Origin of the sequence: Phyllobacterium sp. OV277 (genome assembly GCF_900104355.1) — a bacterium.
Lineage (GTDB): Bacteria > Pseudomonadota > Alphaproteobacteria > Rhizobiales > Rhizobiaceae > Phyllobacterium.
Window position 1 is genome coordinate 87,219 of the sequence record NZ_FNIY01000010.1, and the last position, 11,885, is coordinate 99,103.

The following is an 11,885-nucleotide window of genomic DNA, read 5'->3' on the forward strand; positions in this document are numbered from 1 at the left end:
TGTCAGATCCCGTCACGAATGGTTCTGGTGATCTCGATGATGCCATCATAATCGACCGAGCTGCCCTGCCGGATAGCTTCAAGCTCTTTCAGGATATAAATACCGATCGAAATCAACGAGGCACGCAATTGCTGCGGCAGGCCATTTTCGGGACTGCCGAGATCCTCAATCACAATCACCCAGAGCCGGGAGGTAAAATGCACCGCCTCAATGGCTTTGAAGGAATATTCGCCCTCGTCGCGCGCTTCCTCCAGCATCAGGATCGACTGGTCGAACAGCGAGCGTTCGCGCTCCTTGGCGCTCTCTGCGCCGTCGTCCATGATGTCGTTGTATCGGGCCTGGTACATGTGTCTTTCCGGTATCGACGTGAACGGGCGCGCGAGCCGCGCACGTTGCGATTATTTCAGATAGTTGAGCAGGCTCAGGCTCTGCAACTTGACAGTCAGGGCATAGGACGCCTCGATCTGGGTTGTCAGCGCGGTCACACGGTTGGCCGCCTCGTAGGGGTCAACAGCCTCCAGATCGAGAACCGAACTGTTAAGGACCTTGATCTGCACGGTCAAACGGTCCGTTGCATCCTTGGTCCGGGCCTGCGCATCGCCAAGGAAGGACTGGGCGCTCGTCAGCGACGAGACGCTTTGGCTCGTTGTGGAAATTGCCTTGTCCATGACAGCATCAAAGGCACCCTGGCTCAAACCGATATTTCCAAGTTCGGCCACCATGGTGTAACTCATGGCCAATTGCCGGAAGCCGGCATTGTTGGCGCTGACGGACGTCTCGGCCAGTTCCGTCGGTGCAATCCGGCTCTTGACCAGCGTATCGGACGCCGACGACCAATTATTGGACCACGAACCCGCGCTGAACTGTGCCGTCATGGTCGTGTCGAGAAAAGTCTTCATCTGATCGGCGGTGATGTTCTTCACCTGCGGATCGTTCATCGGAAAACCGAACTGGGTCTGAAAAGCAGTCTGGATCGCCGCCCGTGCTGGATTACCGGCGGCATAGTAGTCATCCATCGGTTGCACATCGGTATTCACACCGGCAAAAACATACTCGCCATTATAGTTGGTATTGGCGAGGCCTGTTGTTGTCTGCAAGCCGCTCTTGGCCTTATCAGCTGCAACCGAATGACCATCAGCCGAGCCGCGCAGGGCCGTGACCGTGCCGAGAAAATCCGTCGCGTTCTTGACGAGATTGCCAAGGGCATTTTGCGAGGTCGTCATGCGCTGGCCAATGAGATTGTTGGTCTCGGTAAGGACCGTCAGCCGGTCATATTCCTTGCGCAGTGAAATCGACTGGCCGGTGCGGCTGCCAAGCGCAAGGCCCGTATCGGAGACAAAGCCTGTTGTGGCTTCTTCCTTTGCCTTGATAAGATCCGCCTGTGCTTTCGCCAGAATGTTCCGGGTCGAATTGGCAAGCATGTAGGATGAAATGGACTGGGTCTTCATCGCTATTTCACCGCGTTCAAGAGTTCGTTCAACATGGCATCCACGGCGGACAAAATGCGCGCCGATGCCTGATAGGAATGTTCAAGTTCGAGCATCGATTGCATCTCGACATCGATGTTCACACCGGATGCATTGGAAATGGCGTCCTCTGCCCGCGATGCCAGCACGCCATTATAGGTATTGGTCTCGGTGACAGATTTGCGTTTGGTTTCAAGCGAGCTGATCGAGGCGGCGGAATAATCCAGAAGGCTTTTCTGCCCGCTTATGCCCGCATTGGCGTCGTAAGTGCGCGGCGCATTGATGGCCCCGATCAGTCCCTGCAGACGTGCAGAGTAGCCAGCCGATCCACCGGTGTTCTGCACATAATCCGGGTTGGCTGGATTGGTGCCACCATCGCGCAGCAGCGTCGGGCTGCCACCTTCTGACAGGATATAGGCGGAGGAAACCTTGATGGTTCCGGCAATACCCGGTGAAATCGTGCCATCCGCAGGCATGCCCGGCGCACCGGAATAGGTGAAGAGGCCTGGAACATTCGGCAGTGTCGGCGGGTTTTTCTGATCCTTCTCGGCGAACATGCTGACAAGGCTGCGCGCGACTTCATCTAGCTGGTTCTGATAGGCAGGTGCCGTTTGATCACGCAATTGCAACAGACCGCTCAAACGGCCCGTTCCAAATGGCTGCTGGAATGTATCATGCGATAGCGGCACGCCATCCACATAGACCTGATTGCCCGTTGTACCCGCTGCGAAAGCACTTGTTGGTGTGAAGCCGACCTTGCGCGGTGATCCTTCGAACAGGGTGACACCGGACTCGGCAAAAATGACCAGATCATTGTCGCCGCGCACCATCGTCGTGATGCCGATCTCGCCGGAGATTTCCTTCAGCAAACCGTCGCGCTGGTCGAGATAATCCGATACGTCAGCACCGGAGCGCGTTCCGTTGACCACCTTGTTATTGATCGTCTCGAACTTCGCCAGCAGCGAATTGATATTCTTGACGGAATCATTGATGTCGCTATCGGCATCCAGCCGCAGCTTCTGGATCTCGTTCGAACCCTTGTTCAGGGCATTGGCGAGATTGACGGCTTTGGAAACGGCCGCTTCGCCAACGGAATTATTGCCGGGCTGCGATGCATACTGCTGCAGCGAGTCACGCAGGTCGCCCAGCAAAGCGCTTGGGGAACCGGATGCATTATTGGCGGAATAGATGCCCGACAAGCGGTCGAGGCCGCTCTTCAGCGTATCGGACATTCCGAGCTGGCTGTTGGTCTCGATATATTTGGAAAGAAGCGCGTCATCGGCCGAACGGCGAACCGACAGATAGGTTGATCCGTTGGGACCACTGACGACTGAACCAATACGACGCGTAAAATTGGGATCGTTGGCACCCGCAATATTGCGGGATACCAACGCTGTCTGTTTCGACGTCGTCGTCAGAGCACTCTGAGCGGTAAGGAGTGCCGAAGTTAATGACATGCCTTAGGTCCAATCACCATTTGGAGTATTACCTTTTCAGATTCACCAGCACGTCCATCAAATCCGCACCGGTCTGGAAGACCTTGGAATTGGCCGTGTAGCTTCTTTGCGCTTCAATCATCTCAGTCAGTTCCTGCGCGATGTCCGCGTTGGATTCCTCCAGCGCGCCCGAAGTCAGCGTGCCGAAACTGCCCTTGCCAGGCTTGCCAAACTGAACATCGCCGGATTCCGCACTGGTCGAATAAACATTGCCTGACAGAACCAGAAGCTTGTCGGGACTTGGAACATCGGCCAGTGCGATCTGATAGATGGCACGCTGCGCACCGTTCTTGTAGCGGGCAACAACGGTGCCATCCGCGGCGATATCAACATTGTCGATAGGGCTCGGCGTGCTGCCGTCAATCTTCGCTTCGATCGGGGTAAAGTCACCCGCAAGCTGTTTCGTCGCTGACAGATCAATCTCGAGCAACTGACCATTGGGAATCTGGACCGAAAGCGACTTGTCGGTGGATGTCAGCTTTCCGGTCACACCATCAAAATTGTAGGTTTCCGTCTTCATTGCAGGCTTGGAATAGGGAAAGCCTCCACTGGCTGATGCATCGGCCTTGTTGTAAACGGTCGCTTCCCAGGTGGCGTTCTTGGTGACCGGATCTTCGCTCGTCTTGGTAAAGTAGACGTCGAGAACAACCAGATTGCCCAGATTGTCGAAACTCTGCAGCGATGTCTTGGCCGTGTATTTTGCGGTTCCTGCTGTGTTGGCCGCTGCATTTGACGGCAGGTCTGCCGCCGCAATAACGGCTGAACCTGCAGGAAGATTTGCGGTGAATGTCCCCTTGCGGCTTGGATCGGCAACAAGGTCGTTCTGCTTGATATTGATCTTCTCCAGACCCTGATAGCCATTGATAACAGCATTCGTCTGGCCATTCACAATCGGATTGCCCATCAGGTAGTATCCGGCGGCATTGACAAGATTGCCCTGCGCATCGGGAACGAAGGAGCCGGCGCGTGTCAGGTACGGCGTGCCGTTTGTATCATTAACAACGAAGAAGCCGTTGCCCTTGAGCGCAAGGTCGGTCGAGGATGTGGTGAAGCGAAGCGAACCGTCGTCAGAAATATGATGGCGGACAACCGTTTCCACGCCGCCGGAATTATAGGCGCCGCCGGAGCTTGGCAGAACCAGCGAAGCAAACTGCGTGCTCGCCCGCTTGTAGCCTGTGGTGCTGGAATTCGCGATATTGTCGGATACAGTCGACAGACGGTTGGCCTGGGCATTCATGCCCGATACACCCGTCCGCATCATTCCATAGAGGCTCATTTCCGTCTCCTTGCGCCATGATTCCGTTCAGGATCGTAACCCTGCGATGCTTGCGTGAACCTGACGCTTTGAATGCCTTGTGCGATCTTTATCGAACCCGCCCCGCCAGCAGCGGAGCGGTTCATCGCGTCAATCGAGATTGATGCAGTAGCCAAGGAAACGCTTGGAATCGATGGGATCGTGACCGAGCTGTTCCCGCAGTTTCTTGCGAAGCTTGCTGATGTGGCTCTCGACAACACTTTCCTCGACTTCGCTGTCGAAAATGCCGTAGATCGCGCTAAAAATTTGCGCCTTGTTCAGACGGCGGCCACGATTGGCAATAAGATATTCCAGGATGCGGCGCTCGCGGCGCGGCAGCGAGAATTCGACGCCGTTGACCTGCGGATCGCGACCATCGGAAAAGACGCGGATAGGACCCACCTGCGTGCCCACGTCGCCATTGCCGTAACGGCGGCGGATCGCATTGATACGGGCCAGAATTTCGCGCACATGCATCGGCTTGCGGACCACATCGTCGACACCCGCCTGGAACAGTTCAAGCGTGTTTTCAAGCGACTGCGTGTCGTTAACCGCGATAACCGGTGCCGAGCAGCGCTCACGAATCTTGTGGGGAAACTGGCTGCGGTTGGCACATTCCCCTATGAGAAACGCTTCCACTGCCATAATATCGCTCTGCTGGACGGTAGAAACCCAGTCACCGAAATCATCGGGAGCGAACCCTGTTGTTGTTATGCCCTCGCGGGCGAACCACGCCGAATACCCACTCGTCACCAGACTTCGTTCGTCGACGACTACAATCACGACCCCACCTTCCGAATCAGTAAAAAACCCCAATAACACACACCTAGCGGGGTCGATGACTCGCCGACAATCCCCAACAAATTGACTGCAATTTATTGGGAGTCTGAAATAGTGATTTCGGGTGGGGAACGGAGATCAAGCGGAGGTACGACTCGCACGCTCAAATGCTTACCGGCTACATCTTAACCAAAGATGACCATGCGAACAAATTCACGTTTTATTACTGATCATTAACGCCTTCACTTATCGCAAAACATTCGCGCTTTTTGTGTCCAGTTTCCAAAGCCGGAAGCCACCATATTTTCCATTACCCGGCAAACATATTGCTTCTGCGCGGGGTCATTGTTGGGGCCCGCATGATAGCGTGCTACGGCCATGGTCCAGTTGCCCTCCCGCGCCCGGAGCTGTTTGAGAAAACGCGCCGCGTAATCCACATTGCTTGCAGGGTCCAGCATTGCGTTCACGGAAGGAAATGCGCTGGCGTGAAAGTAGTGATTGATCTGCATGCACCCGAGGTCGATCAGCTTGGCGCCCTGCCCCTGCGCTTCGTTAAATTTTGCTACGGCAGCCGCCGCTGACGGCATGAAAACCGCCTTGCCCTCAATGTTCATAGCATAGGGTTGCAGCGACTCCTTACGCCCGGTTTCGGTCAATCCAACGGCATAGAGAATGCCGATCGGGATGTTATATTTGCTCGAAGCACGGTGCATTTCCCGTTCGCAAAGATTGTCGGCGCGAACGGCTTGCGCGGCAAACAGGCCGCTACACAACCAAGCCGCGAGAAAGAGTGTTATCCGGAACAGTTTTGGCAGCCCTGTCGTCACGCTCATCGGCTCTGCTGTCTCCAAAATGCTGCTGGCCGGAAGAGCGGTCGCCCTGCGTCCCCTGTGAGCCGGAATTGGCTTGGCCGCCAGCTCTTCCACCCATCTGCTGGTCCTGCCCTGTCGTGCTTTGCTGGCTCGATTGGGTGTTGGCCACAAGGCTGCTGCGATCGACAACAGAGATGGTAACCGTCGACGTATCATCGGCAACTCCTGCCCTCTGCAACGCCTTGCCAAGAGCTTCGTGATCCCGTGCAAGATGCTCTGCCGCCGCCTTGCTCTCCGCCATGAGCTGGATATGCATGCCCTCTCCGGTCAAGCGCAGTCGGGCAGTAACCGTTCCGAGTTCGATTGGCTGTAGCTGGATCACAAGCGTTCTTGCAGCGCCCGTGCTGTGATCCGAGATGATCTGGACATCGGCAATGGGCTGGCGGTTCTGTGATGCTGGTGCAGCAGCGACGGGGGTGGCAGCGCTGGTGCGTGGCTCGGCAGATGGCATAGGTGACGCTGGCGACGGAGTATGATTGGTCACTGTTGGCGCGGCCTGTTCGGGCACCTGCTTCGCACTGGTGCGCGCTTTGGGTGTGATGGCATCAACGGATTGAGTTTCGGTCTCCTGAGGCGGAGGGGCGTCAGACCTGACAGGTTCGGCTTTGGCTTCAGCGCTTACGGCGCCTTTTGCATCAGGTTTTTCGCCGGATGGGAATGAAACTTTCCTGTCGGCCTTTGGCAAAGCCGGGACTATCTCATCACCAGCAGCCGCGGTCGGTTCCGCAGAGCTGTCTTCAATCAGCTTCGGATCAAAATCCAAAACCCGAACAGATTTGGCCTGATGCGGCGCCTGCTCACTGTCTGCCGGTTTCTGTCTGTCCAAAAGCTGTTCGAAAGCGAGAATGGACTGGCCGAACAGCGCCTGTACCGATGGCCCGGCATTTGCCTGTTCCTTGTCCTTATCCTTTTTCGTCTCTGGCTCATCCCTGGTTTCAGAAACATCATCATCGGTGATCGCGGCACCAGCCTCCGTTGGCAAGCGCAGCGGTTTTGCCTCCAGCATCGATTTGAAATCAGGCGCATCGTCCTTGCCCTTGGCATTCTTTTTGTCGGGAAGGCGATGCCCTTTGCCGGTATCCCCGATAATGGCGTCCTGCAGCGATCTGAGAGGCATATCAGGTCCAATGGTCATTTCTTGGCCTTCCCTAGAAGCGCGTCTATGGCGTCGAGTTTCTTGCGTGTCTCATCGATCATCGGATCAATCGTTGCCTCAGATTTCGGCGTATCGACCTTCACCTTCGTATCCGTCGTCGCAGCGCCCGCTTTCACCACGCTCTTCTGCGGTGTTTCCACCGGTACGACGGAAGGCTGCTCCAAAATTTTGCCGCCCATGGCCGTCGCCGCTTCCAGGAGCTTCACATCGCGTTCATGCAGCCGGTCTTTCGGCAATTCGGACAGCATCCTCACTGCATCGGTGGTCTTGTCCGTACCGACATTGCTGATGCCGAGATAGAGCCGCGCCTGCGTATCGTCAGCCTTGAGTGACTGTGCGAGGGCCTCGGCTTTTTGCGACATGAAGCGGGCGCGCGGCATATCACCAACAACAATGGCACCGCGTGCGATACGCAGATAAAATGGCAGGCGAGCACCGGTCCATGCCAGCGACGCTATTTCTTCGATCTCGTCATTGCTGATCTTGCCTTTGAGCACCATGACCGCATCGACCAGTTGCCGGAAAAAATCCTCCGAATAGGGCGACAGGCCAAAGCGCTGCAGATAATTGCGTGCCAGCAGCTTCACCTTGTCCTTGTCGCCAAGATTGGCCGCCATCATCAAGCCGCGCCGGAGCGCCGCCTCCTCAAGCAAAGTGCCCGGCGCGGTCAGCCGGATATAGTCAAGGCGCTTCAGGGCTGTCGGCGCATCAATGGCGGCAAGCTGCGCCGCCGTAACAAGCGAGATCGACGCGACAAGTTCGCTCGGTATATCCGGCGGTAACTCGCCACTGAAGTTATCAACAATGCCAAGAGGATTGCCATCCGCATAAGCAAGTGAACCAGCGACAAGCTTGGGGCTGATACTCTCAAGTTTCGTGGTTGTGAGGATATTGCGAACAACCTGCGGATTACCGCCATTGAGGAGATAGATCAGGATGGCATAAGCATTGGCAGGCTTCTGCCACACATCAGGACTGGCCGCTTCAAGCTGCCCGGCAATATGGCCCAGAACCCGGTTGAGCATGGGAAGGGCTTCGGGCTTTCCCGAGGCAACCTGATCCTGCAACATGCGCATCGAGCGCACCAGCAGATAGGGTTCCGGCGATGGCATATCGGCATGGGCAATGCCAAGCGGCAAGCCCATAAATCCGATCAGCAGCCATCGCAAACGGAAGCCCTTCATCATCTCTTGGCCGTTTTCAGAAAGATATCGATACGCCGGTTCTGCGCCGCATAGGGATCAGCAGGAACTTTGGGATCGCGGTCCGCATAACCTTCCACACGCAGGATGCGCTTTGCGTCAAGTCCGCCTCGCGTCAGCATGTAATAAGCCATATGCGCGCGCGCCGATGACAGACGCCAATTGTCATAGCTATCGCTCTTGAAAGGACGCGCGTCTGTGTGGCCGCTGATGATGACTTCACCCTTGCGGGTGGCGATGATCTTGCCAATCTGATCAAGCACCTGCACGACGCGCTTGTCGGGCTTTGCCGATCCAATGGCAAACATGCCGTAGTCAACCTTGTCAGTCAGCTGGATCATCACGCCGTCGTCGGTGGGGACCACCGTAATGTCAGGCGTCTTTTCATCAGCCGCAGCACCCGTCTTCTGGGAAATCTCTGCCGCAAGTTCGCGCGCTGATGCAAGCTGCGCCGCATCCGGCTGTTGATCGCCTTTTGCCGGAGTAACGGCGACGGCAGTTTCAACAGGTTTGGTTGACGCGTTTTCAACCTTCTGCTGTTCCGCCTGCTGCTTGGCATTTGCCGGATCGATTGTCTTTGTATCAGCGGGTCCCGCTTGTGCTTCGGTCTTGGCTTCAATGCCCGCCACACGCTTTTCCAGTTGCTCCTGCGAAGGCGGCGGGACAGCGGGACTGTCGGTCAGCGGGAAGAGATCGTCTTCCACATGGGTCGACCAATAGTTTGGATTGAAAGGATCGCGATAGGCATCTCCGCCCTCGGCGCCCGTCGATGGACCCGCAGCATTCGAACCGCCTTCACCCTTGGCAGACCGGTTCTGCAAGACACCGGAATCCGTGGCTATTTCCGCAAGGACAGCATAGGGGTCTTTGAAAATCTGCCGCTCTTCCGTCTCCGGTTTGGATTGCTGATCCTTTTCGTTGCGGGCGCTCTTCGTTTCCGCATCGGTGGAATTAGGGCGCTCAAAACGTACCTTGCCTTCCTGATTGTCGGTGGCTTCGATGCCCTTGGGCCTTGCCTGCCTGTCCATCAGTTTGACCGGATTGAAATAGCTCGCCACCGCCGCTTTTGTTTCTTCGTTGGCCGCATTGATGAGCCACATGACCAGAAAGAACGCCATCATCGCGGTCATGAAATCCGCATAGGCAATCTTCCAGACGCCGCCATGGTGGCTGTCTTCACCATCATTGCGGCCACGCCGAACGATAATGATTTCACGACGGGTTTCCGGATCAATATTCATCGGGTTGTGTCCTTCACCGCCTCAATCAGGCGGCCCAGCCGCGTTTCGACAACCACATCATCGAGCTTCATCGATAGTTCCGATTGGTCAGATTGCGTGAAGGTGAACCGCATCAAATCGATATCAGGCCGATTGCGCAGGGGATCGATCAGATGTGCCGGGCCTGATATGTCAATCATCACCCCTTCAAGCCCTTTGGTCAGGCGCTCGACTTCGGTTGTGAAACCGGTGATGGCACGTTCACGCAAATTCTTTTCAACCAATGGTGCAAGTACAGTTGCAAGATTACTGGAAAGTTGTGCCGACACAGCCGCGAGCCCCTCTGCCAGCTGTTCAAACATGCGGTCGCCGATGCGCTGCATGAACTCGGCTTCCGCCGCCGCCAATTGCTCCAGAAAATCCCGCTCCAGCCGCAGCTTCTCAGCCTCAAAGAGCACGGAGGCTTCGGACTGACCCTCGGCGCGGCCAAGTTCAAAGGTTTCCTTGATCTTCAGCTCGATATCGATGAGTTCGACAACATCCTCAGGCGCAGCATCGCTGTCGAACGGTTCGGCGCGTTCGCGCGTGGCGGCCGCAAAGACCGTGATCCGGTCATCCGGTACGTGTTTTGGCGTGAAATCTGTAAGCACGCTGGCGATAGATCGTGCCATATCAAGCTGCCTCGTGAACCCACTGTTTCAGGATCGCCGCTACGCGCTCTTCGTCCATCTCGATCATCTGTTCCAGCCGGTTCTGCGCTGGAACGCGCATGCGCCGCCGAAGCTCGCTCAGATCATCATAAGGCAGGCTCTGGTCCGAATTGGTTGCCAAGGTCGGCTGGGGCCGTGACGTTGCGGTGAAATCGGGAACGGCGACATCTGTGCCCGCCACCAATTGCAACGCATCCTGGGGCTTGGCCATTTCGCGCATCAGCGGGCGCACGCCAAACCACAGGATCAGACCGACAGCGACGATCAGCGCCGCCGCGTTGACGAAGCTGCCCGCCTGCCGGAAAATGGTCTCTGACAGCGGCGTGGCGGTTGGTTGCAACTGCTCGTCAGTTGCTTCCATGAAGTTCAGCGCGGTCACTGTGATGACATCCCCGCGCTTCTGGTCAAGACCGGCGGCGGTTGCCACCAGCTCGGTGATCTTGGCGATCTGCTGTTCGACGAACTTGTCAGGCACGGGCGTTACGCCTGCTGTTGCAAGCAACCGGGCCTGATCGATGACAACGGCAATCGACAGGCGCTTGATCTGGTAACTGTCGCTGACGGTCGAAATCGTCTTGGAGTTGACCTCGTAATTGGTCAGTTCTTCGCGCTTGTCCGTCTTCTCCGTGGAGTTGTCACCATTCTTGCTCTGGATTTCCTCCTGCGGAATATTCTGTTCGACGCCAGTCGCGTTGTCGCTCTTTGAGTTCTTCGAATCGCCGCTTTCACGCACAACACGCACAGAACGTTCTACGCGTGATTCCGGATCGAAAACGGTCTCATTTGTCTGGCGCTTATCCGTATCAAGCGCCACCTGAACGCTGGTCTGGAAATGACCAATGCCCAGATAGGGCGCAAGCGCTTTGCGGATATTGTCATCGACGGAAGACGACACATTCTGTTCCAGGGTTGCCGACATCACCGCACCGGCATTGGAGCCATCATCCTTCGATGCGAGCAGGCGCCCATTTGTATCAAGCACAGTAACTTCGGATGGTGTGAGCTGCGGAACGGCAGCGGCGACAAGCTGGCGGATGGACTGTGCCGATTCCATCGAGAACCCGCCTTCAGTACGGATCACCACGGAAGCGGACGGCGCCTGATCGCCACGGCGGAAACTGCCCTTCTCTGGCAAAACGATATGAACACGCGCCGCCTTGATGCCACGGATTGCCTGAATGGTCCGGGAAATCTCGCCTTCCAAGGCACGCACCCGGGTGATTTCCTGCATAAACGAGGTCAAACCGAGCGAGCCCATATTATCGAAAAGCTCGTAGCCAGCATTGTTGCTGGTCGGCAGACCTTTCTCAGCCAGATACATACGGGCCTGATCCGCCTTGCCAAACGGCACAAGCACTGACGTTCCGTCAGACTTCACATCAAAGGGTATACCTGCCTCACCCAGCGCCATGCCCATGCGGTTCACATCATCGCGGCTAAGACCCACATAGAGCGTCTCATATTGCGGGCGATTGAGGTAAACACTGGAAATAAGAATCGCGCTGAACAGCGTAATGCCAATAACGGCGAGCCCGATGAGCCGCCTTGCACCCAGCTTCTTCATGGCATCCAGAAACTGCCCGAAAGACTGTCTGATATTCTTTTCCATTAATGCCCACCACGCTTGCGTCATCCGACCATAGAGGTCGAAGCTTGCGCGAAGTTAGCCCCAATGAAAAAGGCCACGCA

The 11,885-nt window shown here is 56.3% G+C and carries 11 protein-coding genes; all 11 read right to left on the reverse strand.

Annotation, left to right across the window (positions count from 1 at the left end):
* Window positions 1-2: 2 nt before the first annotated feature.
* Window positions 3-347, reverse strand: a complete 345-nt coding sequence (gene flaF, locus BLU05_RS22390) for a flagellar biosynthesis regulator FlaF (RefSeq protein ID WP_091885075.1) — start codon at window positions 345-347, stop codon at window positions 3-5.
* A gap of 51 nt (window positions 348-398) precedes the next feature.
* Window positions 399-1,448 (reverse strand): flagellar hook-associated family protein, encoded by a 1,050-nt coding sequence (locus BLU05_RS22395; RefSeq protein ID WP_091885078.1) that lies wholly within the window; start codon window positions 1,446-1,448, stop codon window positions 399-401.
* 2 nt (window positions 1,449-1,450) lie between these two features.
* Window positions 1,451-2,923 carry a flagellar hook-associated protein FlgK gene (gene flgK / locus BLU05_RS22400; protein WP_091885080.1) on the reverse strand — a complete coding sequence of 491 codons (1,473 nt, stop codon included), beginning with the start codon at window positions 2,921-2,923 and terminating at the stop codon, window positions 1,451-1,453.
* A 28-nt stretch (window positions 2,924-2,951) separates the two neighbouring features.
* Window positions 2,952-4,238 carry a flagellar hook protein FlgE gene (locus tag BLU05_RS22405; RefSeq protein WP_091885083.1) on the reverse strand — a complete coding sequence of 429 codons (1,287 nt, stop codon included), beginning with the start codon at window positions 4,236-4,238 and terminating at the stop codon, window positions 2,952-2,954.
* A gap of 129 nt (window positions 4,239-4,367) precedes the next feature.
* A complete protein-coding gene (locus BLU05_RS22410) occupies window positions 4,368-5,039 on the reverse strand; it encodes a flagellar transcriptional regulator FtcR (protein ID WP_091885085.1) in 672 nt (223 codons plus the stop codon).
* A 239-nt stretch (window positions 5,040-5,278) separates the two neighbouring features.
* Window positions 5,279-5,749: a transglycosylase SLT domain-containing protein gene (locus tag BLU05_RS22415; protein WP_244518498.1), complete on the reverse strand. Its 471-nt coding sequence runs from the start codon at window positions 5,747-5,749 to the stop codon at window positions 5,279-5,281.
* A gap of 52 nt (window positions 5,750-5,801) precedes the next feature.
* Window positions 5,802-7,043 carry a flagellar hook-length control protein FliK gene (locus BLU05_RS22420; protein WP_091885091.1) on the reverse strand — a complete coding sequence of 414 codons (1,242 nt, stop codon included), beginning with the start codon at window positions 7,041-7,043 and terminating at the stop codon, window positions 5,802-5,804.
* The gene (locus BLU05_RS22425) at window positions 7,040-8,251 is read right to left on the reverse strand and encodes a hypothetical protein (protein ID WP_091885093.1); all 1,212 of its coding nucleotides are present in this window, start codon (window positions 8,249-8,251) and stop codon (window positions 7,040-7,042) included. The genes BLU05_RS22420 and BLU05_RS22425 overlap by 4 nt, the downstream gene beginning before the upstream one ends.
* Window positions 8,248-9,507 carry a MotB family protein gene (locus BLU05_RS22430; protein ID WP_091885096.1) on the reverse strand — a complete coding sequence of 420 codons (1,260 nt, stop codon included), beginning with the start codon at window positions 9,505-9,507 and terminating at the stop codon, window positions 8,248-8,250. Before BLU05_RS22430 ends, BLU05_RS22425 begins: the two co-directional genes overlap by 4 nt.
* Window positions 9,504-10,157 carry a hypothetical protein gene (locus tag BLU05_RS22435; RefSeq protein ID WP_091885098.1) on the reverse strand — a complete coding sequence of 218 codons (654 nt, stop codon included), beginning with the start codon at window positions 10,155-10,157 and terminating at the stop codon, window positions 9,504-9,506. Before BLU05_RS22435 ends, BLU05_RS22430 begins: the two co-directional genes overlap by 4 nt.
* Window position 10,158: 1 nt before the next feature.
* Window positions 10,159-11,805 (reverse strand): flagellar basal-body MS-ring/collar protein FliF, encoded by a 1,647-nt coding sequence (gene fliF / locus BLU05_RS22440; protein WP_091885101.1) that lies wholly within the window; start codon window positions 11,803-11,805, stop codon window positions 10,159-10,161.
* Window positions 11,806-11,885 lie beyond the last annotated feature (80 nt).

Coding starts and splice junctions, on each gene's coding strand:
- BLU05_RS22395 (WP_091885078.1), bottom strand. CDS start 1,448: ATGAAGACCCAGTCCATTTCATCCTACATGCTTGCCAATTCGACCCGG.
- flaF (WP_091885075.1), bottom strand. CDS start 347: ATGTACCAGGCCCGATACAACGACATCATGGACGACGGCGCAGAGAGC.
- flgK (WP_091885080.1), bottom strand. CDS start 2,923: ATGTCATTAACTTCGGCACTCCTTACCGCTCAGAGTGCTCTGACGACG.
- BLU05_RS22430 (WP_091885096.1), bottom strand. CDS start 9,507: ATGAATATTGATCCGGAAACCCGTCGTGAAATCATTATCGTTCGGCGT.
- BLU05_RS22405 (WP_091885083.1), bottom strand. CDS start 4,238: ATGAGCCTCTATGGAATGATGCGGACGGGTGTATCGGGCATGAATGCC.
- BLU05_RS22415 (WP_244518498.1), bottom strand. CDS start 5,749: ATGCACCGTGCTTCGAGCAAATATAACATCCCGATCGGCATTCTCTAT.
- BLU05_RS22435 (WP_091885098.1), bottom strand. CDS start 10,157: ATGGCACGATCTATCGCCAGCGTGCTTACAGATTTCACGCCAAAACAC.
- BLU05_RS22420 (WP_091885091.1), bottom strand. CDS start 7,043: ATGACCATTGGACCTGATATGCCTCTCAGATCGCTGCAGGACGCCATT.
- fliF (WP_091885101.1), bottom strand. CDS start 11,805: ATGGAAAAGAATATCAGACAGTCTTTCGGGCAGTTTCTGGATGCCATG.
- BLU05_RS22425 (WP_091885093.1), bottom strand. CDS start 8,251: ATGATGAAGGGCTTCCGTTTGCGATGGCTGCTGATCGGATTTATGGGC.